The organism is Finegoldia magna (assembly GCF_003182075.1).
Classification (GTDB): Bacteria; Bacillota; Clostridia; order Tissierellales; family Peptoniphilaceae; genus Finegoldia; species Finegoldia magna.
This window is the reverse complement of record NZ_QGTH01000021.1, coordinates 3,276-28,343: the sequence shown is the minus strand read 5'-3', so window position 1 is coordinate 28,343 and position 25,068 is coordinate 3,276. Positions and strand designations below refer to the sequence as shown.

Genomic DNA, 25,068 nt, shown 5'->3' with positions numbered 1-25,068 from the left:
CAAATCTTACATACCTAATATTTAGTTGTTATTCAATTTTTCTAAGCCTAAATTTTTAGGCTTGTTTGACATGCCTTAAATTTCAAGATAAATTATTTTTTATTCTCTCTTGACATTTGATAGCTGGTCTTAAATTTTGAGTATACTGTATGATACAATAATTTGAACAAATTTGCAATATTTTCACGTAAAAAATTTATTTTATGTTAGCATGTTAGTGATTTTTACGAATATCTTGTAAGGATATGTATCTATGGGGAAGTAGGCGATGATATGAGCCTACCAAGTAGAACAAAACATCGCTGTGAGATTCAGGAGTAAACTATATCAGGGTAACAGACAAAATAGTTATTCAACATTAATTTTTGAGAAATAAAAATAATTATGATAAAATTAAATTAATCAAAAGAAATAGGGCAGTATTTTTAATAATAGAATTGAGGAATATATAAAACCTTTAGGTTTATTTCAAACTAGATTAAGCAAAAAGGTTGGAATATCAAGAATAAGTATAAATTATATAGAAACTGGGAAAACAATTCCGAGGCTAAAAACTGCAAATGATACAGCAAATGCTTTAAGAGTTTGTATGTATCAGGTTTTCGACTTGGACGGAGAAGAACCATATAAGTGTCACGACCATAATTGTTGTTAACAATTATATGATTACATTGAGTAAAGGGAGATGAAATTTATGAACTATAATAATCCTCAGAGGTATAAAAACGGAGACTGATTACTTTTCGATAGACAGGTTTAGTAATTTATATGAATAAAATCGAAAGGGAGGTAAGTAAAATGTTAAATAAGAGAAACATTGTTTATATTTGTAAATGCTGTTTGGGAGTAAGTTTTGCATTAATCCTCATGTATACAATAAAAGAAGTTGTATTTGGTAATTATATTGCAGAAGCATTAATTGCTAGGGCGCTGCCTTTATCAATAACATTAGTAGCTATATCAATTCTATTTTTCTCTATAGGATATGAAAATAGAAAATAGATAGTCTTCGTTGAAGATTGTATAAAATATGAGTTAGGGTGAAGATAAAACCTTGACTCGTATTTTTTATATAACAATAAAAGGCAATATATTCGGCAACATTGATACGATAGTAGGAAATGACAATGTAAGAATTAGAAAAGGTAATAGAAAAATTCCAAAAAGAAAATAGTAAAATTGAGAAGGCACAAAATAGAGCCAAGCAACCTAATCAAAAGATAAGCAAACTTAAAATAAGTGCAGAAACACAAAGAAAAATCAAAAAAGGCGTAGTGTTTGAAGCTTTTGAAAGAGAAATGACAGGAAGACAAGGCGATTTACATTGAAGGAATGGAAATTCGTGTATTAGACAGCGATTATTTACTTAAAATTATCGACTAATTTTACTAACCGAAATTAACCAATACTTTACAATAAAATGTTTATTTTAGCTAAAAATATAATATAATATTGTTATGGAGGAAAATATGGAAACCATAATAGTTTTGATGTTTATAGCTAAGTGTTTGATGGATGTCTACTTGAAAAGATTATCCATGAAGAGCATGTGTGTTTTTGCGTTGATTTCGGTGTTTTTGTATGCGATATTCCGAATTACGAATACTACATCAATCTACGACTTTGCTTTATTACTTGGCTGTAGCGACATGATGGTTGATGATTTCAAAACTAATGAGGTGTACTGGATTAACTGTGTGTTTTTCATTGTGTGTAGCATTATTGTTTCTGTGTTTTCGAGATTTTTCCTGACGAGTTTTCTGCCATTATTGGTTATTTTGATGCTTAATTTTTTCACTAAGGAAAAGTTTATGGGTAATGTGGATTGTTTGATTATTCTAGGACTTGGCATGAGCAAAAGCCTCACAGATTTGGTGAGTTTTGTGTTTTATCTGGGGATTATTAGTGGAATCAGGGCTTTAATTTATATTCTAAGAAAAGAAGATAATGAGGAGATTGCATTCATTCCTGTGATTTGGTCTTCTTTTTTGTTGTATGTGGTGATGGGAAATGTTTTCTAGATTCAAAATGAAAGCTAAGGCGTTCAGTTTAATAGAGGTTATGGTGAGTCTATTCATTATTTCTGTTGTGATTATGACTTGCGTTTTAAAATACGACTTCAAAACAGATGTTGCAAGTAGAAAAGAGATTAATACGCTTGTTAGCGATTTGAAAAGCGCCAGAAGTGTAGCGATGAATTCGGGAAGAAGTATTCAATTTCGATTCGAGAAGAATTCCTATTATTTTTACGATTCAAATAAAATGAAGAATCTTTTTGAAAGAGATTTGAAAAATGGGACGCTTAGCTTAAGTGAAGAAGGGATAAGTACTATAGACCTTGGAAATATCGGCGCAAATATATCCAAATCATCTGCGGCAACGCATTTTCCGACTATTTATTACGAAACCAAAAACAAAACATACAGGATAAATTGTTACATAGCGACAGGGAGAGTGGATGTGGATGAGACGAAAAAATAAGGGATTTACACTGCTTGAGGTTTTGTTTGCATTGTTTTTGGTGAGTCTTTGTGTCGTAGTGTACTATCCACAGCTTAAAAATGTGATTACGATGCAGGATAAATCCTACACTGAAAATGTTGTGCTACGTGATTTGGACAATTCTGTGGAATATTTGAAAGCGCACGATGATGTGGATGATTCAATTGTTGATGAGAATTCAAAAGTCGTTGTAACAAAGGATGATGTGGGAGATTTGGTTAAGGTAAATGTCAGTGTAACTAATGGAGATATTGCGAAAGATGTGTCATTTTACAAAGAAAAGTAGGGGATTTACGTTGCTTGAAGTTATGGTGAGTTTGTTCATATTCTCCGTAGTGTTGGGTGTGATTTTCCTATCATTTAAGACTAATTTTAAAATTATGCAGTCGAGTTTTACTCTGAAAAACAACGTGGACGATGTCGACCACTGCGCATATTACATAAAAAACGAAATCGAAAGGTCGAGGTCTGTAATTACGGAAAAGCCTAATTGGACTCATTTCGACCAATCAATGGGATTTGTTCTTGTAAAATATATTGACAATAAGCAAAACTATGTGTATTTTACAAAAGAAAACGGAAAAATCATACGATACGCTTTTACAGATCCAAGTAGTTTTGATGATTTAAAAGAACATGGGCCTAACAGTAGGATAACTCAGAATAAACTCAAGGACAACGCCGATGATTTCACATTTAGTCAGGATGACAATTACATTTATTTAAAAGAAAATGGGAAGCAACTTGTGGTCTACATTGGAGATAAGGTAAAATGAAACGAAAATCCAAAGCTTATATCAGCATTTACGCGCTATACATGATATTCGTGTTGATGATTGTAATTGTGTTTGTGCTTGTTCAAGTGAAAAATATCAGAACTGTCAACACCTACAAATACGACTACATTCAAGCCAAGGCAAATGCTTATTCAAAGGTTCGAATCATAAGTCAAAGGAAACTTTTTGATGAAGAATTGAAGAAAAATTCTAAAAGTGGAACATTTACCTTGCAGATTGCAGATATCCCAGAATTCAATCATCCGACGAAGATTGATTATTACGAAGAGAAAGATGGAGCAGCAAAAATCTTCTCATTTACAAGCAGTTATCCAGACAATAATGGATCCAGAGTAACGACTAGAATGGTGTATAATAGGAAAAATCCTTTTGAAAAAAGAATTATATCAGAAGAAAAAATCGATGAACTGTTGCCAGAAATCATTGAAAGAAAGAAAAGCATCGGAATAAAAGATTGTTTAATATTTTCATTGAATGATGAAACGTATTTCGTGGACAAAAAGGTTGCTGATGAAAAATACAACGAAATCGTAGCTGAAAAAACAAATCAAAACAACGAAGAAGTTTCGGAAGATGAAAAGGAAAATGCCTATGAAGAAAATGACGGAGATAAAGAAACAGAAATAGATGATGAATTTCTGACTAAATTAGTACAATTTTCCAGAAAAGAGAAAAATATTCTAATTGATTCAGAAGATATCACGATACTTAACGATGTTACAATAGATGGAGTGTTTATCGATAAGGCTAACGTGTATTATGTAGAAAATGAAAAAGTCCAAAAAACTCCTGAAATTACGGTTAATGGGATATTGATACTGAAAAATTCCAACACAGATATCTACAAAGTAAATGGAGAGTATTTATCAACGAAAGAGGTCGACATAAAATTTACAGAAGACAAAACAATATACACGAGTAAAAAATACAAGTTTGCGGGTAGTTATTACAAATAATCGATGGAATGATTGAAACTCTACTTCGAAATGATGTATAATATATATATATATGATAAGCGAAAAGGGGAGGGTTTGCTTATGAATAAATTTAAAAAAATAGGTGAAATGAATAGCAAACAATCTGAGCTTTACGATAATGTATACGAGATTTTCGAGTTTATGGGAGAAACACTGGAACTTCCGAAAAATCGATTCAAAAATAAAAAACACGGCTTGTTTAAAATGGGATTATTAGCTTTTATCATCACAGCTATTTTGGAATATTATTCAAGCTTCGACACAATTGCATTTATCAGAAGAAACTACATTACAGGCTACATTTATTTTGCGATAAGATGCGTGTTTATATTTGCGTTTGCTATTCTTAAATTCAAAATAATTTACAGAGTAGCTAACAAGTTTTTCGTAAAAGATGATTGGCGAGAAGACGAAAACTACAGCATATTGCTATTAGTTATGTTTCAAGCAGCGATGTCAATGGCACTTTATCCACTGGGAGTTTACATTGTTATTGCAGAAGCTTTCGTTATATTGTTGTTTTTCTTGGGACTTAACATCAAAAACTTCAAATTTGAGAAAATACCTTACGTCATCATCACATTCATGTCTTTGTACATTGGGTTGAGATTTGTTAGACTTTTCATTTACAATATAGTGATAAATTGGATAGAAACGACAAACATTGTTTTCTTATAACACAAGCGCTCACAACTGTGGGCGTTTTTTGAGTGTAAATACATACAAAAATTAAAAAGGTAAGCCTCAAAGCCTACCTTTTTAAATAGAGAATTTTAAATGAAATGGTTAGTTAGCTAATTTATAAGTGATAACAACAGGTGTTTTATCAGCTGGAACTGAATCAGCCAAAGTATATTTAACTCCGTCTTTTTCGTCAGCGCCAATTAATTGTGATGCGTTTGAAGTTATTCCCAAAGGACAACTTTGCAAACATGTCATACAACCTGTATTCATATCTTTTGCTGGTTTTTGGTTACCACCAAATCTGATGTCTATTTCTTTTCCTGAAGAATCTTTGATAACATCATTAATTCCTTGTTCATTATCTGATCCTTGGAATTTGAATGTAAGATCAATCTTGTCACCTTTAACGGCTTCTTTTCCCATGTTGTCCATAGTAACATTGTTACCTGGTTTTGCACCGATTTTTTCTAATGCATCGTACAAATCATTTTGGTTAGCATAAGAAACAAACATTGATTGTTCATTATTTTTACCGGATTTTGCTACGATAGCGTGCATTGTGCTTTCGTTTTTGAACTTATCGTTAACTTCAGCATAAACTTTGATTTGTTTGTTAGCTTCGTCAACAATCATAGGATTATCAGCTGTAGGTTCTTGAGCTTCTTCCTTCTTTTCTTCAGTTTTTTCTTCGGTTTTTTCTTCTTTCTTTTCTTCAGTTTTTTCTTCTGTTTTTTGTTCTGTAGAAGAAGTTTGTTTATTATCTTCCTTAGAACATCCTGCGAAAACCAAACTTGCCATTAATAACAATGCCAAAATCTTAAATTTTTTCATTATAATCATCCCTTCTTTAAATTATTTATTTGTTCTCGTTTCATCCATTAATACTATATCTTTATTTTATCACAGTTTTATATGTTCATTTATTGTAAAATCAAATAAATGACACACTACTTATAAATTTAGTGAATAAATGAAAATAATGTATAATAATTACAGAGGTGATTTGTGTGAAAAAATACGGAGAAGACGTGGCAATTGTAGAAGAAAATCCTAAACCTAAGAAAATTTACGATAATAATATGCGTCAAGGTGAAGAAATCATAATAAAAAAGGGAACACCTACGATTAAAAAATTGTACTACGAAGATATCAACGGACAACCGACAATTAAAAAGGAAGAAATAATCGAAGAAGGATCTCCAACGGTTATAAAAGTTGGAACAAAGGGGATTATTAACGATTTGAACTTGAACAAATCTGATATATAATGTGATAAAATTCTACGTTTGTGGTATAGTATTAATAGAAATGAATTGTTAAATTCATTCAAATTTACAAGGGGGAAAAATTATGGCAAGCTTAAAAGGTACAAAAACAGCTACTAATTTAATGGCAGCATTTGCAGGGGAAAGTCAAGCAAATATGCGTTATACATATTTTGCTAAAACAGCAAAAAAAGAAGGATACGTTCAAATTTCTATGATTTTTGAAGAAACAGCAAGAAACGAAATGGCTCACGCAAAAAGATTCATGAAATTTTTGAGTGAAGATTTACAAGACGCTGAAATAGAAATCGAAGCAGGATTCCCAGTTCACTTAGGAGACACTAAGAGTAACCTTAAATCAGCAGCAGAAGGAGAACACTTCGAAAATTCTGAAATGTATCCAGAATTCTCCAAAATCGCTGAAGAAGAAGGCTTCAAGGAAATCGCACGTGTATTCACTGAAATCGGAGAAGTTGAAGAAGCTCACGAAAAAAGATACAGAAAATTATTAGAAAACATCGAAAAAGAAAAAGTATTCGAAAGAGAAGAAGTTTATTTATGGAAATGCAACAACTGTGGCTACATTCACGAAGGTAAAACAGCACCAAAGAAATGCCCAGCATGTGATCATCCACAAGGATTCTTCGAAATCTTCAAAGAAACTTATTAAAATTAGACAATACTAATAAAATTCAAAGTCCTCAAAGGTTAATTTTAAACCTCTGAGGACTTTTTGTCCTAAACATTACTAGTTTTTTCGCAAATAATAGTTATTACATCAACAACATTATCAAAACTCAAATCACCAATATATTTATTTTCACTGACATAAACATCCCACAGTTCCTTTAAATAAGGATCGTTTTGTATATCTTCTATGATTTCTTCAGAGATTTTCATTATTTGTGAACTTTCTCTTTTGGAAGAAGTCCTTTTAATTGCTGTACTTAGAATATCAATATCTATTTCAGACTTCTTTAAATTGTAAAGAGCGTATAAGTCATAAAAATCTCTCATTCTAGTAGTTGTTATGTTTCTTTTTATTATGCTTTCGTATTTCTCAGCAATAATAGTTTCAATTGGATAAGCGAAAACTCTAATGTCGTTTTCGTTGAAAATACAAGGATAAGAATACTCTATTTCCCTAGGAGTTATGGCATCGCCAGTTGTTAAGTCCAGTTTCATAGGATTTTTGGTTTTGCCAATGTTAGCAACTAATGATACTCTAAAGTTTTCGTATTCATCACTTTCTCTAATATAGTTTACATCTTTAATTTCAAATTGTATTCCGTCATTAACCTCAATATTTATGATACTATTCACAACTTTTGTTATATTTTCTTCAGTAAGAGGAAGTCCCTTAATAGTGCTATCCATATCCATTGTAGTTCTATTATTAATTCCGATTAAAGATGATACAAGAAAACCACCTTTAATTACAAAATTAGATCGGTACTCTGATTTAGATAATCTTTCTAAAAATCTCTCAAAAAGAAACATTTGTAATACTTCTTGTGAACTTAAGTTGTTATTCTTCGCTAAATTTCTTATCTTTGCCTTGATGCTTTCTATATTAATCACGATAATACCTCTATATATTTTCTTATATCTTCTTCTATATTCAATATCCTACTGTATTTAATAAGTCTTCTTAGATTTTTGTTATTTGATTTAAAATATCTTGTAATTCCATCCGTGAAAATTTGAGTATCAATTTTTTTCCTGTTCATTACAATATCGCAAATCGTCCTATCTATATCGTAGACAGCAACGTTATTTCCCAATGGAGTTTCAATTTCTGAAATTCCCACATCAAAAAATTCTTTTTGAATATAATGCAACTTCAAATTCTTATATCTTTTTTTAATATGACTGGCATTATAACCCTGTGGAACGGATATATGAAAAATATTTGGCGTCCTGTCTGATAAATCATGAAGATATAACGCTGTTTGATGTGAAAAAACGATCCTCTTGCTTTTAGAAGAAATCAGAACGAAATCATCAGTCAATTCTCCATTAACTTGGTAAACTCCAGGTCGTAGCCTTTCCAATTTGCCAACATTTGATAAATCTGACAAAAATTGTCTGTGATAGCCAAGTTTCATCGCATCTTCATTTGTAATTATTGAATTATTTTCTAGATGATTTTTCAATGCATTCATATATCTCACCGTCACTTTCGCTTTAATTATACAATATTAAAGCGAAAGTGTAAACAACACACAAATCATACCAAAATTTTACGCACAATTTTCCAACATTTTACCAAAACCATTGACAATTAGCTAAAAATAGTATACAATATCTCTGTAATTATTTATCTATGGGTACCAAATAAATATTTGGTAGTTTTTATCTGATGACTATTGCTCGATAAAGAGCCTGGAAAGGATCTGATGTGATACTCTTATAGGCTAAAAAGAACAATAAGGTTCAGAGTTTTTACAAGAAAAAATCAGCAAACAAAAAAGCATCAAAACCAGAGATTGCAAAGGCAAGTTAAACTTGAACCGCAGTCTTTTTTTCGTGGTCAACTTTAACTTCCTAATTTCTAAACGGGGGAAGATAAAATGCTTAGTAGAATGCTAAAATTTTTCGGATTAACTAAAAAAGGATTACTTAAAATAATCCTAGGATGTGCAATAATGGCGTTCGCAGTAGTGAACGTACATAAACAATCAGGCGTAACTGAGGGCGGAGTGCTTGGAATGATGTTGTTCTTGAACAAAATCTTCGGATTTGACCAATCAATAACATCAGTAGTATTGGATGTGAGCTGCTACGTTCTTGGATTTTCAATAATGGGATTTGATTTTGTGAAGAAAGCTTTCGTAGCCACAATATCATTTGCCGTATTTGCGAAATTTTTCAATATTATAGGGCCAGTGTTACCAAGTATGTACGATGTGCCATTGTTAGCAAGTATTGTCGGAGGAATCTGCATAGGATTAGGATGCGGACTTGTAGTAAGTGAAGGTGGAGCAGCAGGTGGAGACGACGCCTTAGCAATGACGATATCCACTAAATCGGGACTCAAAATATCATTAGCGTATTTGTTCTCGGATATAACAGTGTTGGCACTGTCACTTTTATACATTCCAGTCGACAGAATTATGTTCTCACTTTTGACAACTGTAATATCATCATTTTTGATAGGACAATTCGAAGTAGAACTTCCAAATTCAGAAATCAAAATGGCAAATCAAGCCGTATCAAAAGCTTAAATCAATCAAGCCTTGTGCTTGATTTTTTTATTGCTCACATTCTCTTTCAAACACCAAATCAATTTTAGGATTGTATCCAATAGCTATTTTAGTTTTATTGATAGTAGTCACAAACCTAAAACCTTCCTTGGCATGATCATCTATGATTTTTTTATAATCATCTGATGCTAATCCACAAGTTCTCACTTCAACGTATTTGTATTCGTATTTTTGTTTCATAATAATCTCCTAAATTTATTTTTCTGTTAATAGATTATTACCCAAAATTTTAAAATAATATATCAAATGATTTACAAATACAATAATAAGATATATAATTGGGTTAAGAAAACGATATGCAAAATCAAAAGGAGGGGGATATGAGACTAAAAGACAATAAAATAATAATCCTATTGATATTTCTGACTAGTTCGACACTGATATTTGGATTTAATTATTTATATGGGAACAACAGAAAACCTTCTCCTTATTTTATGAGTGACAAACTTATAGCTTTTGAATCAAACAATAATAATCATAGCCTTGACTTTCTTAATATGAATGAAAACATATCAGTTGTAGCTGAAATAAAAAACTCCAACGATGTTGCAATATATGATCCAGTGATGAAATACTATATGGGTTCTTCAAAAATAATTGATCCAGCTACATCTAGGTATTTTTCAAAAGAAGATTACAAAAACAAAAATAATGTGTCTATTTTGATATATCCAGTGATTGATTTTGTAGAAGGGAAAATATCGGATTACGATAAAAAAGAAGTAGAAAATAATTATCATACTGAGATAATTAATATGTTTGATGTTCAATCTGGCATTGCTAATGATGGAAAAGTCGATGTAGTGAGAAATCTATTCACAATTAAACCAGAAAACATTTCAACACTTTACATAGATTCTAGTGATGATAAGTCATTGAAAGCGATTGCAGAATCTCTTAAAAAAATCGGATACAAGAGAAAAGAAATTAAAATGTACGACAAGCTTACTCTAAGGGATTTAATAAAATCATATCCAGAATACAAGGTGTATGCTCAGTTTATTACTAATAGTACGGTCATGGCATTGGCAATGTATGCAATTGCATTGTGGATGTTTTTGAACAAATACAAGAAATTCGTAATTATAAGCGCAAATTTTGGTGCAAAACTAAAAGACATCATGAAGATGTTCATAGAAAAAGCACTTGGATATAGTTTTATAACATGTGCAATATCAACAGTGTTTACGTATGGATATCTTACAATTATTAATGAAAACAAAATCACGATTTATCTTATATTGCATTTGCAGATTATTCTAATAATATTGACAGTGATTTTGAGTGCTTTAAGAGCTAAACTCAGCTACAATGAGTTTGAAAAAGAGGTCTTGTATGATAAAAGATAATATTAAACTAGGGCTAGTGGATGTTTTCAGAAATAAAGTTGTGTCTTGTTTGATGATACTTTTACTTTTATCATTGGGAACAATTGTGGAATCTGCAACAGATTCCTATTTGAGAAATACGTTCGCGAAGTTTCAATTAAGTGAACACCCTTCATATAGTGCTGTTGTGTTACAGACAACTGATGATAAGGGATACGATTATTCGAATACTTATGGAAAAAAACTGGACGATATATTTTCCCAAAATGGGCACACTTATACCACGAGTTCATTGTTCAGTAGAAAATACGATGCAGATATATTTGTGTTATTTGGAAAATTCAACAAAAACACTAATGGCAGAGTTTTTTGGTTAGTTGATAATAAAAATGTGACTGACTTGAAGAATGAGGCGGAATTTGAAGTGGTTTCTCATGATGCGATGGATTTTGATATGATGAATCAGGAAATCAAACACTCTATTGATTACGACAAAAGAGTATTATTGGAGATAAAATCTGATAAATATAAAAATGTTAGTGGCTACAAATTTCAAGATGCAGATATACTTGATTTAATTGAGAATGCAAAGTTTTCAGAGGATGAGATAAATAAAGGCATTGACAGAGAATTTGAGAAGATTTTCGATAGGAACAAGCTAATGGTCATTAATAATACAAATAAAAAATACGACGACGATGAAAATACATTCATCCTCAAATACATTGGTGTGTATTGTCTGATTACGATGGGTATAACGATATTGAGTTTTGTGATTTTCTTCAAATATATGCTAAAAAGCTTACAAAAAGAATACAAAATCCACATTTTATCAGGAGCTAGAACCAAGGATATTATGGCACGAAACTCCGTTTTCGTAGTTTTAGTAAATGTTGCAACATTCTGTTTAATTTTCGTATTAAATGGATTTGCAATTAATATTTTTTCGGTAGTGGCGTTTATTTACATGATTTTATGTATATTGATATTAGAAATAATTATGTATTTGATTTTGAAAAAAAGCGATCTGATTGATTTGATAGGTGATTGATTATGATAGAAATAAAAAATTTGACCAAAAAATTCAACACAAATGGTGAAGAACTTCTTGTATTGGATAATGCTGAAATGAATATAAACGATGGGGACAATATCATTATTTCAGGAGAAAACGGAGCAGGGAAGACTACTTTTTTGAAGATTGTGGGTTTGTTGGATAGGAAATATTCAGGAGATTATATTCTGGATTCCAAATCAGTTGGAGATTTTACCGAAAAAGATATGTCTAAATACAGGAATGAAGTGTTTGGGTTTATTTTTCAGGAATACAATTTGATAGAATCAGAGACTACCTACGATAATATTCTCATACCATTAATTTACTCATCGAAATACAAGAGAGCTGATAGGAAACAAAGAATTCAAGAGATTAGCGAAGAATTTGAAATAACGGAGATTTTGAACAAAAAAGTGAAGTATCTATCAGGCGGAGAAAGACAAAAAGTGACAATTGCAAGAGCTTTGGTGAATGAGCCGTCTGTTATTCTAATGGATGAGCCATCGAACACACTTAATCTGAGAATGAAGGACAAGCTGATAGAATATATCGAAGTTTTGAAAAGAAAATCAAAAACTATTGTAGTTGTCAGTCACGACAAGTATTTGACTGATAATTTGAAGAACAAAGATTTTGCGGAATATGAACTGGAAGATGGAAAGTTTCACAAAAATGAAGAATAATTTTAAATCAAGCCTTGTGCTTGATTTTTAATTGCAAGAAAATTTGGGTATATATAATTAACTGGAGGTATTTATGGAGAATACAAAAAAACTAAAATTTTCTAATCTTTTGATTGCGATTTTACAAGGAGTTATCCTTTTGCTTTTGTTCGTGATTCCAGAGCTTATTGTTGGAGTGATTGGGGGAATTGTTGCCCAATTTGTAGGATTTGATGGTAATTTCCAAGATTTTTATGCGAAAAACGGGGCGGCTTTTCTTCTTTGTGGACAAATTCTGAGGATTATTATTTTCCTTTTAATCATTAAATTTAGAACGAAGATTTTTCAAACGAAATACAATAGGGATTACTTAAAGAAAAGAAAGATTTCTTTTTCTGAAATCGTGAAGCTTTTCGTGGTGGGAATTGGTCTTATGGGTCTTATCAATATTACTGTTGCTTTGATGATGTATTTGGGCAAATTTTTCCCACAAATCGTGTCCAGCCTTGAAGTTTACAACAAGGCGTCAGAAGAATTGATGAAAGGCAATATGATGTTGTCGGTTCTTGCTATTACGATTTTCGCTCCGATTTCAGAGGAGTTGATGTTGCGTGGGACTTTATTCACAGAAAACGAACGACTTCTTCCTTATAAATGGGCGATTATTCTGAATGGGATTGTGTTCGGAGTGTTCCATTTTAATTTGTTCCAAGGAGCGTATGCATTAATCGGAGGGATTGTGATTTGTGCGGTGTATTATTACACAGAAAGCATTTACGCATCCATTCTTCTTCACATGATTAACAACACTTTCAGCGTGGTTATTTCTTCGAATGAGGCTGTGGTGCAAAGTTTTTCTTCGATTTTTGGAATAGTAATGCTTGTGTGTATGGTTTTGATGTTTGTTTTCTTGAAAGATTTTAAAAAGAAACGAGAACTCAGACATTTAAATTATTCCGAACAATTAGAATAAATTTGAAATTATCGACAAACCTTGATGTGTTAATTCGCATTGAGGTTTTTTATTGTGTGAGAAATTGGTGTTGATTTTTTTGTTGAAAAACTATAGTATAATAGCATGTAAGTGAGGTTAGATTATGATTTATTTGGATTATGCGGCGACATCTTTAAAAAGGGTGGAGCTTATTGAATATATTATGAATAATATGATGGATTTTGATGCGAATGCTGATAGTATTCACAAAATGGGAAGGTTATCGAAGAAGACTTTGGAGAATTCCCGTCATGAGATTGCGAAGTTTTTGAATACTTCTGGTGATAGGATTGTGTTCACAAGCGGTGCGAGTGAATCCAACAATTATATTATCAATAATTTTTCTGATGAGAATCACGATATTATAACTTCCAAGATTGAACATCCATCTATTTTGAATCCACTAGATCACAACAAATCTAATGTAATTTTGATAGATGCACAACAAAATGGTGTGGTTGATTGCGATGAAATTATACGAAATATCACACCTAATACAAAGCTAATTATTCTTCAACATGTAAACAATGAAACGGGAGTTATTCAACCTGTGAAAAAACTTGGAGAATATTTGAAGGATACGGAGATTTGGTATCATATCGATGCGACTCAATCGGTGGGTCATGTGGATGTCGATGTTGAGGATTTGCACTGCGATTCGTTGTCGTTTTCAGGACACAAACTAGGAGGACTCAACGGATTTGGGGTGTTGTATATAAGGAAGGATTTGGATAATCTGATTTATGCAGGTGAGCAAGAAAATTACAGAAGAGGTGGAACTTCTTTTGTGATGGGGGCATTTACTTTGGAGAAATCTCTTTTAAAATCTGTCGAAGAACGTGAGTATATTGCAAATTTGAAGAAGATTTTCATTGAAAATATCCATTTTGATTATGAAATTAATGGTAATGTGGATAATTCTGCATCTCATATTTTGAACTTGTACATTCCGTTTGAGAAGAATGATTTCTTGTTGACTTATTTGGATATGCACGGGGTGTGTGTGTCAGCAGGGTCTGCTTGTTCTGCAGGTAGCATCACGAATTCTCATGTGATTGAAAATATGTACGATGGACAAAGAGCAGAACATTCGGTGAGGTTTAGCTTTGGATTTAAAAATACAGAAGATGAAATATTGAAAGCAGTAAATGTGTTAAATGATTTGTACGAAAAAGGAAAATATAATGGATAATTCGAAAATAAAAGTAGTAGTAGGAATAAGTGGAGGCGTGGATTCGTCAGTGGCGGCACTTTTGTTGAAACAACAAGGATATGATGTCGTGGGAATTTTTATGAAAAATTGGGACGAGACAGATGATGATGGAGTCTGCACGGCAGAAGAAGATTACAAGGACGCGGTGGCTGTTGCGAATGAAATCGGCATAGATTATTATTCGATTAATTTTGAGAAGGAATACTACGACAGAGTGTTCACCTATTTCTTGGACGAATACAAAAAAGGAAGAACTCCCAATCCCGACATAATGTGCAACAAGGAAATCAAATTCAAAGCGTTCTTGGATTTTGCGATGAAATTAGGCGCAGATTATGTGGCGACAGGTCACTATGCTAGAATCGAACGAGGTGATGACGGAGTGAAGCTACTTCGTGGGCTTGATAATAACAAAGATCAGACGTATTTTCTAAGTCAACTTACGCAAGATCAAATCAAAAACGTAATGTTTCCAGTTGGAGAACTTCAAAAAAAAGAAGTGCGTGAGATAGCGAAGAAATACAACTTGGCTACGGCTGACAAGAAAGATTCTACGGGAATTTGTTTCATCGGAGAGAGAAACTTCAATGAATTTTTGTCACATTATTTACCAGCAAAACAAGGAAACATCGTAGATGTCGATGGAAATATAATGGGCAAACACAATGGGCTGATGTATCACACAATCGGTCAACGAAGAGGGCTTGGAATTGGCGGAGACGGAGCAGCGTGGTTTGTGTGCGGGAAAAATTTGGAGAAAAATGAACTAATCGTATGCCAAGGAGAAGACAATCCGCTATTGTACTCCAACAAATTATACGCCAGTCAATTTGAAACATCGCTTAATCATTTGGACAGAAATGAGTTTGATTGTACAGCCAAATTCAGATACAGACAAAAAGACATCAAAGCGCACGTAAAATTCATCGACGACACTCATGTGGAAGTCACTTATGATGACACGAAAGCCGTAACACCAGGACAAGCAGCAGTGTTCTACGACGGCGAAGTGTGCATCGGCTCTGCGATAATAGATGAAGTGTACAATGGAGATAAAAAATTAATGGTGTAAAATAGTCCACTAGGTTGTAAAATCTGGTGGATTTTTTTAGCGAAAATATTTAAAATGTATGTTATTTGTATGTTGTTTGTGATAAAATAATGTTGAAAGGAGCTGGTATTATGGCACAAACAAATATTAATATAAGAATGGATGAAAATCTAAAAAAGCAATTCGATTCATTTTGTTCAGAAGTCGGAATGAGTATGTCAACAGCTTTTAATATCTTCGCAAGAACGGTTGTAAGACAAAGAAAAATTCCTTTTGAAATATCTACAGAAAAAGATCCATTTTACAGCACTGAAAACATTGAAAGATTAAAAAAATCTATAGAACAAATGGAAAAAACTGGTGGGACTATTCATGAGGTAAACAAAAAGTAACCTCCAATTGTTACAAAATGTCAACTAGTGAATAAATTGACGATATTTGTGGTAAATATTGTATAAGAAGGAGAGTAGACTATGCAAAAACAAGAAATAAAAGAAGCTATTGATGTGTGTGATGATTTAATAATAAAACTTGAAGATGTACTTAACGATTTGAAATCGGCGAAAAACTGGGCGATGGCAGATTTTATATTTGGCGATGGTATGATTGGTTTTTTCAAGAGAAGCAAAATGGAAAAAGCTCAAAGCAAACTTCACTTAATCCAAAATCTTTCACTAAGATTGCAAAAAGAATTGTCGGACATTCACGTGGAATTGGAAGACTTCGGTGATTTGTATTCAATGAAAGATTTTATGCTAGACATTGTGTTCGACAATCCATTTACAGATTGGAGAATCAGAAAAGAAATCAACCAAGTGTACGATTCAACGTATGAATATTTGGAAAATATTGAAATGTTGAGAGATAACTTAACAAAAGAATACAATAAATTGTAAAAGAAGAAATATATGATAACGATATACATCTGGTAATGATTGATAGTTACAAAATGTCAAAGTTTGGTTTTATTGTTGATTTTTCAAAAAAAAAAAAAAGATATAATTAAGTTAACGATAAAGCTATCGTAATGGTTAATAAAAAGGTTTTCATAAAAAGGAGGAGTATCATGAAAAATGATAAAAAATTTACAATTGTGGCAATACTTTTTGCAATATCACTTGTGTGCAATGCGTATTTTTTAACTAACATGACAAAGGCTGACGATGCTGACACACATAGAATAATTGAAAGATACGTTAAGGAAAATCCGGAAAAAGAAGACGATACTTTAATTAAAGCTACATTAGAAAAGTTTGCCAAGGACGAAAAACATTTGGTATTGACTCAAGATGGCAAAGACGTAACCAAACAACACGAAGATAAGCTGTTGGAATTCAACAAAAACCAAGACTACAAAGCAGCCAAAGAATACGTCCTCAATGAAAACATATCAATCGGTTATTCAGATGACAATATAAAATAGAAAACAAAAATAGCAGCTCATGGCTGCTATTTTACTTTACTACGACTTGTACTCCTTTGAGTATGTCGAATGTTTCTTTGTTTAGTTTTTCATCGAAGCTATCAGTCAAGTTTTTGTCGACTATTACTGTTGCTTCTGGGTTGAATGTTTTGGCTAGTATTGCGTTGGAAAGTATGCAGATGTTGGATACAAGTCCACACAATTCTATTTCTGAGAATTGGTGTTCTTTTAAGTAATCACAAAGTTCAATGCTACCAAATGTTGGTTTTTCGATTAATATGTCGTCTTTTTCTACTAATTCTGCAACTTTTCCGTACAATTTGTGTCCGTTACTTCCTTTGATACAGTGTTCTACTGGAAGGAATTTGCCTTCTTGTGTGTTCAAATAATTTTCTTCGTGAGTATCGAATGTGAATATGATTTGTTCATTGTCTTCTCTTGCTTTTTTGATTCTGTCACAGATTCCATCTTCGAGTTTGTTTGCGTCGTCGAATCCCAAAGCTCCATCCACGAAATCATTTTGAAAATCTACTACGATTAAAAGTTTATCCATTTATGTCACTCCTTTAAGTTATTATATCTCAAATACAAAATTTTTTACAATAAGTGTTTAAATTATCAAAAGATTGGTATATAATCATAAAGGTTAGGAAAATAAAATTAAACAGTCAATCGGCAGAAAAATAATGTTTGGTTGATTTTTATGAAGGAGAAAATATGGATAAAATATATATAACTGGTCACAAAAACCCTGATACAGATTCTATCTGTGCGGCGTTATCTTATCAAGAATTGAAGAAAAGAACTGGAGAAGAGAACGTCGAAGCGATAAGACTTGGCGATGTCAACAGAGAAACTCAATTCGTGTTGGATTATTTTGGAGTGGATGCACCTACTTTCAAGGACTCAATGAAGCCACAAGTTAAGGATTTGAGCATTGACGTGGCGACATGCGTGTCCCAAAACGCGAGCCTTTACAAAGCGACTAATATTATGCAAGAAAAAAATGTCGCTAGTTTGCCAGTAATCGACATCGAAGAAAGACTTCTTGGGGTTGTGTCAATTTCTGACATCACAAAATGTTACATGGAAGTGTGGGACGATCAAATCCTTCACCACTCAGAAACTCCTGTGGAAAACATCATCGATGTTTTGAGCGCAAATATTTTGAATATTCCTGCAGAAGACAGAGCGTTATCCGGGAAAATGGTCGTAGGAGCGATGGATCCGAAACAAATGGCGAAGTATTTGGAAGAAAACGACATCGTGATTTTAGGTAACAGAGAAGACTCACAAATAGATGCGATAGATAAGAATGTGTCCATGATTATACTTACTGGTGGCAACAAATTATCAGATGAATTGATAGAAAAAGCAAAACAAAAAGACATAATAGTAATTTCTACGGAATTCCAAACATACATGGCAGCACGTCTTCTTCCACAATCTGTACCTGTAAATTACGTTATGACAAGAGATGATGTGGTTAATTTCTCATTGACAGACACTGTTGAAGATGTGAAAAACACAATGTCCAAGACAAGATACAGATCATATCCAGTAGTTGACAATCAAAACAAAGTTGTGGGAAATATTTCCAGATATCACGTTATCAATGAAGAAAAGAAGAAGCTAATCTTGGTGGATCACAACGAAAGAAACCAGTCAGTTGATGATATGGAATGCTGCGACATCACAGAAATCATCGACCACCACAGAGTTGCAAATGTAGCTACACAAAACCCAGTTTATTTCAGAAACGAACCTGTTGGATCAACTTGTACAATTCTTTCTAAAATGTTCTTGGAAAAAGGAATTGTTCCTACAAGACAAACTGCGGGATTATTGTGTTCAGCGATAATTTCCGACACGTTATTGTTCAGATCACCAACTGCAACTGAAACAGATAGAATGATTTTGGATAGAATGGCAAAAATCGCCAACATCAACCCAGAAGAATTTGCGATGGAAATGTTCAAAGCTGGAACATCTTTAGAAGGAAAATCACCAGCAGATTTGTTAAATACTGATGTGAAGACATTCAACATCGAATCATACACTTGTAGAGTAGCGCAAATCTTCTCAATGGATTTGGATAATCTTGGCAAAATCAAAGACAGTTTACTTGAAGAAATGAACAAAATTAGAAACGACAAGAAAGAAGCTACATTTGTACTAATTCTTACAGATATCTTCAGAGAAGAAAGCGAAGTTTTGGTTTCTGGAATGTTCCAAGAACAATTAGCAGGAGCCTTCGATACTAAAATCGACAACAATTCATTCTTGGCTAAGGGTCTTCTTTCAAGAAAAAAACAAATGATCCCAAAACTTAACCAAGCTGTGTTAAAATATATCCAAGAGAATTAATTTGAAAGGGAGAGATAAATTGAAAATTACAATTTTAGGGGCAGGAGCAATGGGTTGTATGCTTGCAAAAGCAATCGAATCTCCTGGTAACGAAGTCAATTTAGTGGATCCATACGAAGCTCACATGGAAAAAATTAGAAAAGATGGAATCAGAATTATCGACAGAACTGGCGGCGAAAGCACAGTAAAAGTAACATCTGCAAGTACATCTTCAGAAAATTTGGAAGTTCAAGATGTTGTTGTAATCCTTGTAAAAGGATACGACACAGAAAAGATTTTGACTGAAAATATGAACATCGTAGGCGACAAAACAGTCGTAATGACACTTCAAAATGGCATCGGCAACGTCGATATTTTGAAAAAGTACATCAAAGAAGAAAACATCGCACAAGGAATTATGTTCATCTCTGCATCTATCGAAGAACCAGGAGTTATCAGTGCAGGATACGACAGCGACAAAACCAACGTAATATTTGGCGCTATCAATGAAAACCACGACGATAAATTGTTCCACGAAATCGAAAAAACATTCAGCATGAACGACATCAAAACAGAATTAAACCCAGATGTAGACAGAATTATGTGGAGAAAATTATATATCAACGCAATCTACAACCTACCTTGCGCAGTAATGCATTTGTCTACAAAATACACTAGAACTGACGAAAATTCTGTAGCAATTTTAAAAGCTATCTCAGACGAATTCATAGCAGTTACTGACAAATTGGGCTACGACTTCGACGGCGACAAGCTTTTCAGAAAATACGTCACAGATGCATTCGAAGAATACGGAGACATATTACCATCTGCAGCACAAGATACACAAAAACACAGAAAAACAGAAGCAGAATTCTTAAATGGAGCTATCGTAAGACAAGCGAAAAAGCTTGGACTAGAAGCTCCAGTTAATGAAACAATCTACAGATTAGCAATGGTTCAAATGAACAACTACGATAATATGTTTAGTTTGTAAAATAAAATACGACAATTATTGCCACCAATAATTTTGGAAATATCCAATTTTATTGGTGGTTTTTGTTTGCTAAAATAAAAAAGCAAATAAAAGAACATTAAATTTATTTTACAAAAGTATTGCGTTTTTTAAGAAATTTTTTTATAATAAAAAGCGATACTGATAATCAAAACCATTTGAGAGCTGATGAATAGTTCATAAGTTGGAAAATATTAGTATAAATTTCTTATAGAAAGGAAAAATATGGATAGAGATAAATTAAAAAAATATTTATCTTTTACTCTTGCTACATTAGTAACAGTTGCGATGGCGTTTTCTATTATTTCTTATAATAAAAAACACAAGATAAATTACGCTACAAACAACAAAACACAAATAGCATCTGGTAGTAATGTAGAGGGATTAAAGGACGGAGAATACGAAGGAAATAGCCAGGGATACGGTGGAGATTTCAAGGTCAAAATTAAAATAAAAAATGGAGAGTTGTCGGCGATTAATGTCGTAACAAACAATGAAACACCTGAATATTACGAAAAAGCATCTGTAATTATTGCGCAGATTTTGGAAAAAGGAAACACCGATGTGGATTCGATTTCAGGAGCGACGATTTCATCTGAAGCGATCAAAAATGCTGTAAATAATGCGCTACATAAAGCTGGTTCAAAAAAAGAAACACCAAAACTAGCACAAAAAACACAAAAACATAACACACCAAATGTAGCCACAAAAGGACTAAAAGATGGAGTGTACGAAGCAAGTTCCAATGGTTATGGTGGAAGATTATCGGTAAGGGTCACAGTAACAAATGGCAAATTGACAAATATTGATGTGATTTCAAATAACGAAACGCCGTCGTATTTTAACAGAGCATCTTCTGTGATCGACAGAATTTTAAGCACAGGAAGTGTGAATGTGGATTCTGTTGCAGGAGCGACGATATCTTCAAACGCAATCAAACAAGCAGTATCCAAAGCGTTGGCACAAGCAGGTTCCAAGGAAAAAGCGAAGATTTCAAAAGTAAATCCAAACGCAAAATCAGGCAAGAAAAGCATCAGAAATCTTGTCGGAAAAATTTCCGTAGGAAGCAAACAAATAAAAGATGGTCAGTACATAGGAACCGCACAAGGTTTCAACGGGCCAATCAAAGTAAGAGTTACAGTAAAAGAAGGATCCATTGCAAAAATAGAAATATTATCTCATCACGATGATAATCCATATTTCCAAAGAGCTTCTCGTGTAATTTCGAAAATTCTTGGAAAACCTGGGAAATCAGTGGACACAGTATCACAAGCGACATATTCAAGTAGAGGAATTATAAATGCGGTGAATAATGCTCTGTCAAAAGCAGGAGTAGCGCCAAACATATCCAAGGAAAAATCAAAAAATTCTAAAGGAAAATCTTCTGGAAATAAAAACCAAGAAAAAGAAAATAACAAAAAAACACAAAACAACCCTGAAAATAATTCAAAAACGAATAACAGCAGTAAAATAAATGATGCAAAACTAAAAGATGGTCAATTCACAGGAGTTGCACAAGGATTCAGTGGACCAATCACAGTTAGAGTTACAATAGCCAATGGATCAATTACAAATGTGGAAATATTATCTCATAGTGATGATGCACCATATTTTGCAAAAGCAATGTCTGTAGTTTCAAGAATTCTTGGAAAACCTGGAAAAACGGTGGACACAGTATCACAAGCGACATATTCAAGTAGAGGAATTATAAATGCAGTCAACAACGCATTGTCCAAAGCAGGAGTAGCGCCAAATATATCCAAGGAAAATTCAGCAGGAAATTCTAAAGAAAATTCTCAAGGAAATTCGGGTAACAAAAACGAAGAAAAACCACAAGACATTCCAGAAAAACCAGAAAATAATAACACAAACAGCAGCGGAAAAATAAATGATGCCAAACTAAAAGACGGTCAATTTACTGGAATCGCACAAGGATTCAATGGACCAATAACAGTTAGAGTTACAATAACTAACGGATTAATCTCTGGTGTGGAAATAATATCTCACAGTGATGATGCGCCGTATTTTGCAAAAGCAATGGCTGTTATTTCTAGAATTCTTGGAAAACCAGGAAAAACAGTGGACACAGTATCCACAGCGACATATTCAAGCAGAGGAATTATAGGTGCAGTCAACAACGCGTTATCCAAAGCAGGAGTCGCTCCAAACGAATCTAATCAAAAACCAGAAAAACCAGAAAAAGAAAACAACGAACAACCAGACAATAAACAACCGGAAAAAGAAAAACCAGATAAGGACAAGCCAGAAACGGACAAAAATGACCCACAAAAAATTGACGACGCGTTGAAAAAATACTACAACAATAATCCATTGAGAGATGGAGAGTATAGTGGATGGGGCATCGGTTACATCAACACAAGGAAAACTAGGACCTACATCAAAGTTGAAAATGGCGAAATAATCGACATCAAAGTAGGTCAAGATTCGGAATACGGAGACGATATGGGTCCATTTAGAAAAAAAGCTGAGAAAGTTTTGTCGTTCTTAAAAGGAAAAGAAGGACGACTCAATCTTGCAAAAATGGGATTATACCGCGAGTATTTCGAACAAATTAGAAATAGCAAAGACCCGAAATCAAAAGTAGAAGAATTATTTGGAAAACAATACAGCGTGCTTTTGAATGGACTTTCTGGAAACAACATTAAGACAGAATCTGATTTGACACTACTTTCGAGAACTGTAAAAGCATACATGTCAGACAAATACAACTCAAAAGAAATGTTTGACAGTATATCGGGTGCGACTGTGAGCGCAAGTGGAATCGCACAATCGACAAGAGAAGCGACAGCAAAATCGTCAAATGATTACAAGAATAATTCAGATGTCAAAGAAATCAAGATTATATCACCTAAAAACAAAACAATTGAAGTGAACAAAAACGATGCAGCTGATTTTTCTGAAATGAAGATTATTGTAATCAAAAAAGACGGTTCATCTGAAAAAATCGGCTGGACAGATTTCCAAGCAAATGGAATTTCAATTACAGATGATAAGGGCAACGCAATTACGAATGATTTGTCAAAATATTCCGATACGAACCTAATCAAAGCAAAAGTTGTTCACGAAAAATCATTGTCATACGATGAGTTCAGAATTTTGATTGGAAACTACAGCAAGGATTATATCGTAGGATTGGAATACAGCGTTGACGGAATCAAATGGTACAGATTGGAAAACGCATCAAAAGATTTTGAAAACACAAACAACATCGCAGACAGACAAATAATTGATGCACCAATCTCATTTGAATTTTCAAAAGTAAAAATTCGCGCAGTATCAAAAAACAACAAAAGATACGAATATATAACATCAAATGCTGCGATTAACAACACTCAAGCAAACTATCATCTCGTATCGAAAGACAATCCGAACTTGCCAAGCGTAATATTTGTAACATTCAAATTGTCGGGAAATGAATCGGACAAGAAACTTGTTGAAGACAAAGAAAAAGAAAACCCACAAGAAAAAGAACAAGAATCAAAAGAAGAAATTCCAGTTGATCAAAAAGTAATTGACACTAGCTTGATGGATTCCAACGGACAAAAATGGATCGAAGGAAAACCAATCAGACCAGCGACAGTTACAAGCTTGGACAAAGATGCGAAAATAATTGCGAAAATAGATGGATTGCCACAAGGATTATCATTTGACGGAACGACAATAACAGGAACACCACAAGTAAGTGCAGAAGGCTGGCCTGAAGATGGAAGTGGATTCAAAACACTCATATTAAAACTAAAAGCCGAAAAAAATGGCAAAATATTAGTGAGAACATTGACATATTGGTTGTATCGTGACAAAGACCGTGACGGAATATCAGATGACGACGATGTAGATAACGGAGAAAAATTCACACCACAAAGAAATGGAGCACAGCCAATAATAGTCAACGGTACAAAACCAACCCTAGAAGATTACAAAGCGAAATTCTCCAACATCCCACAAGATGGATCGGTAGAAGTAACACTTGAAAAAGAACCTGATTATACAAAAGTAAGTGAACTTCCACAAAGAGTTAATCTGCTATTCAGAGTCAAAGGGACAAAAGAAGTTGGAAAAAGCTATGTAATGGTAATAGTGAAAAAACCAGTCGACAAAAAAGCTGAACAAGAATCAAAAGAAGAAATCCCTGTTGATCAAAAAGTAATTGACACTAGCTTGATGGATTCCAACGGACAAAAATGGATCGAAGGGAAACCAATCAGACCGGCGACAGTTACAAGTTTGGACAAAGATGCGAAAATAATCGCAAAAATAGATGGATTGCCACAAGGATTATCATTTGACGGAACGACAATAACAGGAACACCACAAATAAGTGCAGAAGGCTGGCCTGAAGATGGAAGTGGATTCAAAACATTCACACTAAAATTAAAAGCCGAAAAAAATGGCAAAATATTAGTGAGAACATTGACATATTGGTTGTATCGTGACAAAGACCGTGACGGAATATCAGATGACGACGATATA

At 33.2% G+C, this 25,068-nt stretch carries 28 protein-coding genes; 23 read left to right on the top strand and 5 right to left on the bottom strand.

Going from position 1 to position 25,068, the window contains the following annotated elements; all coding sequences use genetic code 11:
* Positions 1-421 precede the first annotated feature (421 nt).
* From DES33_RS08205 to DES33_RS08165, 8 genes are all read left to right on the top strand, one after another.
* Positions 422-655 carry a helix-turn-helix transcriptional regulator gene (locus DES33_RS08205; protein ID WP_110058670.1) on the top strand — a complete coding sequence of 78 codons (234 nt, stop codon included), beginning with the start codon at positions 422-424 and terminating at the stop codon, positions 653-655.
* 113 nt (positions 656-768) lie between these two features.
* A complete protein-coding gene (locus DES33_RS08200) occupies positions 769-1,002 on the top strand; it encodes a hypothetical protein (RefSeq protein WP_249033630.1) in 234 nt (77 codons plus the stop codon).
* Positions 1,003-1,469: 467 nt separating this feature from the next.
* Positions 1,470-2,021 carry a hypothetical protein gene (locus DES33_RS08190; RefSeq protein WP_110058667.1) on the top strand — a complete coding sequence of 184 codons (552 nt, stop codon included), beginning with the start codon at positions 1,470-1,472 and terminating at the stop codon, positions 2,019-2,021.
* Entirely contained in the window at positions 2,011-2,481 is a 471-nt protein-coding gene (locus DES33_RS08185) for a prepilin-type N-terminal cleavage/methylation domain-containing protein (protein ID WP_110058666.1), read from the top strand. The genes DES33_RS08190 and DES33_RS08185 overlap by 11 nt, the downstream gene beginning before the upstream one ends.
* Positions 2,465-2,788: a prepilin-type N-terminal cleavage/methylation domain-containing protein gene (locus DES33_RS08180; RefSeq protein ID WP_094225270.1), complete on the top strand. Its 324-nt coding sequence runs from the start codon at positions 2,465-2,467 to the stop codon at positions 2,786-2,788. The genes DES33_RS08185 and DES33_RS08180 overlap by 17 nt, the downstream gene beginning before the upstream one ends.
* Positions 2,745-3,278, top strand: coding sequence for a prepilin-type N-terminal cleavage/methylation domain-containing protein (locus DES33_RS08175; protein WP_227930599.1), 534 nt, complete (start codon positions 2,745-2,747; stop codon positions 3,276-3,278). Before DES33_RS08180 ends, DES33_RS08175 begins: the two co-directional genes overlap by 44 nt.
* Positions 3,275-4,255: a hypothetical protein gene (locus DES33_RS08170; RefSeq protein WP_110058664.1), complete on the top strand. Its 981-nt coding sequence runs from the start codon at positions 3,275-3,277 to the stop codon at positions 4,253-4,255. Before DES33_RS08175 ends, DES33_RS08170 begins: the two co-directional genes overlap by 4 nt.
* 81 nt (positions 4,256-4,336) lie before the next feature.
* Positions 4,337-4,954 carry a hypothetical protein gene (locus tag DES33_RS08165; protein WP_110058663.1) on the top strand — a complete coding sequence of 206 codons (618 nt, stop codon included), beginning with the start codon at positions 4,337-4,339 and terminating at the stop codon, positions 4,952-4,954.
* 108 nt (positions 4,955-5,062) lie between these two features.
* On the opposite strand, the gene DES33_RS08160 is transcribed toward DES33_RS08165, so the two are convergent.
* A complete protein-coding gene (locus DES33_RS08160) occupies positions 5,063-5,791 on the bottom strand; it encodes a YdjY domain-containing protein (RefSeq protein ID WP_227930598.1) in 729 nt (242 codons plus the stop codon).
* Between the two features lie 176 nt (positions 5,792-5,967).
* On the opposite strand from DES33_RS08160, the gene DES33_RS08155 reads away from it, so the two are divergent.
* Positions 5,968-6,228: a G5 domain-containing protein gene (locus tag DES33_RS08155; RefSeq protein WP_110058661.1), complete on the top strand. Its 261-nt coding sequence runs from the start codon at positions 5,968-5,970 to the stop codon at positions 6,226-6,228.
* A gap of 82 nt (positions 6,229-6,310) precedes the next feature.
* Positions 6,311-6,895: a rubrerythrin gene (gene rbr / locus DES33_RS08150; RefSeq protein ID WP_094225241.1), complete on the top strand. Its 585-nt coding sequence runs from the start codon at positions 6,311-6,313 to the stop codon at positions 6,893-6,895.
* Between the two features lie 68 nt (positions 6,896-6,963).
* On the opposite strand, the gene DES33_RS08145 is transcribed toward rbr, so the two are convergent.
* Both DES33_RS08145 and DES33_RS08140 read right to left on the bottom strand, forming a co-directional pair.
* The gene (locus tag DES33_RS08145; protein ID WP_110058660.1) at positions 6,964-7,806 is read right to left on the bottom strand and encodes a nucleotidyl transferase AbiEii/AbiGii toxin family protein; all 843 of its coding nucleotides are present in this window, start codon (positions 7,804-7,806) and stop codon (positions 6,964-6,966) included.
* Positions 7,803-8,390, bottom strand: a complete 588-nt coding sequence (locus DES33_RS08140; protein ID WP_110058659.1) for a type IV toxin-antitoxin system AbiEi family antitoxin domain-containing protein — start codon at positions 8,388-8,390, stop codon at positions 7,803-7,805. The genes DES33_RS08145 and DES33_RS08140 overlap by 4 nt, the downstream gene beginning before the upstream one ends.
* Positions 8,391-8,798: 408 nt before the next feature.
* On the opposite strand from DES33_RS08140, the gene DES33_RS08135 reads away from it, so the two are divergent.
* Positions 8,799-9,452 carry a DUF6198 family protein gene (locus DES33_RS08135; protein WP_110058658.1) on the top strand — a complete coding sequence of 218 codons (654 nt, stop codon included), beginning with the start codon at positions 8,799-8,801 and terminating at the stop codon, positions 9,450-9,452.
* Between the two features lie 27 nt (positions 9,453-9,479).
* Here the strand turns inward: DES33_RS08135 and DES33_RS08130 are convergent, their stop codons facing one another.
* Positions 9,480-9,671 (bottom strand): DUF4177 domain-containing protein, encoded by a 192-nt coding sequence (locus DES33_RS08130; protein ID WP_094204511.1) that lies wholly within the window; start codon positions 9,669-9,671, stop codon positions 9,480-9,482.
* A gap of 140 nt (positions 9,672-9,811) precedes the next feature.
* On the opposite strand from DES33_RS08130, the gene DES33_RS08125 reads away from it, so the two are divergent.
* The 9 genes from DES33_RS08125 (at position 9,812) to DES33_RS08085 (ending at position 17,219) form a co-directional block, all read left to right on the top strand.
* Positions 9,812-10,840 carry an FtsX-like permease family protein gene (locus DES33_RS08125; protein WP_110058657.1) on the top strand — a complete coding sequence of 343 codons (1,029 nt, stop codon included), beginning with the start codon at positions 9,812-9,814 and terminating at the stop codon, positions 10,838-10,840.
* A complete protein-coding gene (locus DES33_RS08120; protein WP_110058656.1) occupies positions 10,827-11,870 on the top strand; it encodes a hypothetical protein in 1,044 nt (347 codons plus the stop codon). Before DES33_RS08125 ends, DES33_RS08120 begins: the two co-directional genes overlap by 14 nt.
* A gap of 2 nt (positions 11,871-11,872) precedes the next feature.
* Positions 11,873-12,559 (top strand): ABC transporter ATP-binding protein, encoded by a 687-nt coding sequence (locus DES33_RS08115; RefSeq protein WP_110058655.1) that lies wholly within the window; start codon positions 11,873-11,875, stop codon positions 12,557-12,559.
* Between the two features lie 73 nt (positions 12,560-12,632).
* Positions 12,633-13,511 (top strand): CPBP family intramembrane glutamic endopeptidase, encoded by an 879-nt coding sequence (locus tag DES33_RS08110; RefSeq protein ID WP_110058654.1) that lies wholly within the window; start codon positions 12,633-12,635, stop codon positions 13,509-13,511.
* Positions 13,512-13,635: 124 nt separating this feature from the next.
* Positions 13,636-14,724 carry a cysteine desulfurase family protein gene (locus DES33_RS08105; RefSeq protein WP_110058653.1) on the top strand — a complete coding sequence of 363 codons (1,089 nt, stop codon included), beginning with the start codon at positions 13,636-13,638 and terminating at the stop codon, positions 14,722-14,724.
* Positions 14,717-15,817, top strand: coding sequence for a tRNA 2-thiouridine(34) synthase MnmA (gene mnmA / locus DES33_RS08100; protein ID WP_035112121.1), 1,101 nt, complete (start codon positions 14,717-14,719; stop codon positions 15,815-15,817). Before DES33_RS08105 ends, mnmA begins: the two co-directional genes overlap by 8 nt.
* A gap of 110 nt (positions 15,818-15,927) precedes the next feature.
* Positions 15,928-16,188, top strand: a complete 261-nt coding sequence (locus DES33_RS08095; RefSeq protein ID WP_110058652.1) for a type II toxin-antitoxin system RelB/DinJ family antitoxin — start codon at positions 15,928-15,930, stop codon at positions 16,186-16,188.
* Positions 16,189-16,269: 81 nt separating this feature from the next.
* Entirely contained in the window at positions 16,270-16,692 is a 423-nt protein-coding gene (locus DES33_RS08090; protein ID WP_110058651.1) for a hypothetical protein, read from the top strand.
* 170 nt (positions 16,693-16,862) lie between these two features.
* Positions 16,863-17,219 carry a hypothetical protein gene (locus DES33_RS08085; RefSeq protein WP_110058650.1) on the top strand — a complete coding sequence of 119 codons (357 nt, stop codon included), beginning with the start codon at positions 16,863-16,865 and terminating at the stop codon, positions 17,217-17,219.
* Between the two features lie 31 nt (positions 17,220-17,250).
* On the opposite strand, the gene DES33_RS08080 is transcribed toward DES33_RS08085, so the two are convergent.
* A complete protein-coding gene (locus DES33_RS08080; protein WP_110058649.1) occupies positions 17,251-17,772 on the bottom strand; it encodes a cysteine hydrolase family protein in 522 nt (173 codons plus the stop codon).
* A gap of 164 nt (positions 17,773-17,936) precedes the next feature.
* Between DES33_RS08080 and DES33_RS08075 the strand changes: the two genes are divergently transcribed.
* From DES33_RS08075 to DES33_RS08065, 3 genes are all read left to right on the top strand, one after another.
* A complete protein-coding gene (locus tag DES33_RS08075; RefSeq protein WP_110058648.1) occupies positions 17,937-19,586 on the top strand; it encodes a putative manganese-dependent inorganic diphosphatase in 1,650 nt (549 codons plus the stop codon).
* A 19-nt stretch (positions 19,587-19,605) separates the two neighbouring features.
* Positions 19,606-20,559 (top strand): ketopantoate reductase family protein, encoded by a 954-nt coding sequence (locus DES33_RS08070; RefSeq protein ID WP_110058669.1) that lies wholly within the window; start codon positions 19,606-19,608, stop codon positions 20,557-20,559.
* A 243-nt stretch (positions 20,560-20,802) separates the two neighbouring features.
* On the top strand, positions 20,803-25,068 hold a 4,266-nt coding region (locus tag DES33_RS08065; RefSeq protein ID WP_249033628.1), incomplete at its 3' end, for an FMN-binding protein.

What these genes read in the sequence shown, in the direction of transcription:
- DES33_RS08090 (WP_110058651.1), top strand. Translation starts at nt 16,270, where the DNA reads ATGCAAAAACAAGAAATAAAAGAAGCTATTGATGTGTGTGATGATTTA.
- DES33_RS08095 (WP_110058652.1), top strand. Translation starts at nt 15,928, where the DNA reads ATGGCACAAACAAATATTAATATAAGAATGGATGAAAATCTAAAAAAG.
- DES33_RS08185 (WP_110058666.1), top strand. Translation starts at nt 2,011, where the DNA reads ATGTTTTCTAGATTCAAAATGAAAGCTAAGGCGTTCAGTTTAATAGAG.
- DES33_RS08140 (WP_110058659.1), bottom strand. Translation starts at nt 8,390, where the DNA reads ATGAATGCATTGAAAAATCATCTAGAAAATAATTCAATAATTACAAAT.
- DES33_RS08135 (WP_110058658.1), top strand. Translation starts at nt 8,799, where the DNA reads ATGCTTAGTAGAATGCTAAAATTTTTCGGATTAACTAAAAAAGGATTA.
- DES33_RS08165 (WP_110058663.1), top strand. Translation starts at nt 4,337, where the DNA reads ATGAATAAATTTAAAAAAATAGGTGAAATGAATAGCAAACAATCTGAG.
- DES33_RS08120 (WP_110058656.1), top strand. Translation starts at nt 10,827, where the DNA reads ATGATAAAAGATAATATTAAACTAGGGCTAGTGGATGTTTTCAGAAAT.
- DES33_RS08190 (WP_110058667.1), top strand. Translation starts at nt 1,470, where the DNA reads ATGGAAACCATAATAGTTTTGATGTTTATAGCTAAGTGTTTGATGGAT.
- DES33_RS08175 (WP_227930599.1), top strand. Translation starts at nt 2,745, where the DNA reads ATGGAGATATTGCGAAAGATGTGTCATTTTACAAAGAAAAGTAGGGGA.
- DES33_RS08075 (WP_110058648.1), top strand. Translation starts at nt 17,937, where the DNA reads ATGGATAAAATATATATAACTGGTCACAAAAACCCTGATACAGATTCT.
- rbr (WP_094225241.1), top strand. Translation starts at nt 6,311, where the DNA reads ATGGCAAGCTTAAAAGGTACAAAAACAGCTACTAATTTAATGGCAGCA.
- DES33_RS08180 (WP_094225270.1), top strand. Translation starts at nt 2,465, where the DNA reads ATGAGACGAAAAAATAAGGGATTTACACTGCTTGAGGTTTTGTTTGCA.
- DES33_RS08105 (WP_110058653.1), top strand. Translation starts at nt 13,636, where the DNA reads ATGATTTATTTGGATTATGCGGCGACATCTTTAAAAAGGGTGGAGCTT.
- DES33_RS08160 (WP_227930598.1), bottom strand. Translation starts at nt 5,791, where the DNA reads ATGAAAAAATTTAAGATTTTGGCATTGTTATTAATGGCAAGTTTGGTT.
- DES33_RS08130 (WP_094204511.1), bottom strand. Translation starts at nt 9,671, where the DNA reads ATGAAACAAAAATACGAATACAAATACGTTGAAGTGAGAACTTGTGGA.
- DES33_RS08125 (WP_110058657.1), top strand. Translation starts at nt 9,812, where the DNA reads ATGAGACTAAAAGACAATAAAATAATAATCCTATTGATATTTCTGACT.
- DES33_RS08085 (WP_110058650.1), top strand. Translation starts at nt 16,863, where the DNA reads ATGAAAAATGATAAAAAATTTACAATTGTGGCAATACTTTTTGCAATA.
- DES33_RS08115 (WP_110058655.1), top strand. Translation starts at nt 11,873, where the DNA reads ATGATAGAAATAAAAAATTTGACCAAAAAATTCAACACAAATGGTGAA.
- DES33_RS08200 (WP_249033630.1), top strand. Translation starts at nt 769, where the DNA reads ATGAATAAAATCGAAAGGGAGGTAAGTAAAATGTTAAATAAGAGAAAC.
- DES33_RS08170 (WP_110058664.1), top strand. Translation starts at nt 3,275, where the DNA reads ATGAAACGAAAATCCAAAGCTTATATCAGCATTTACGCGCTATACATG.
- mnmA (WP_035112121.1), top strand. Translation starts at nt 14,717, where the DNA reads ATGGATAATTCGAAAATAAAAGTAGTAGTAGGAATAAGTGGAGGCGTG.
- DES33_RS08110 (WP_110058654.1), top strand. Translation starts at nt 12,633, where the DNA reads ATGGAGAATACAAAAAAACTAAAATTTTCTAATCTTTTGATTGCGATT.
- DES33_RS08080 (WP_110058649.1), bottom strand. Translation starts at nt 17,772, where the DNA reads ATGGATAAACTTTTAATCGTAGTAGATTTTCAAAATGATTTCGTGGAT.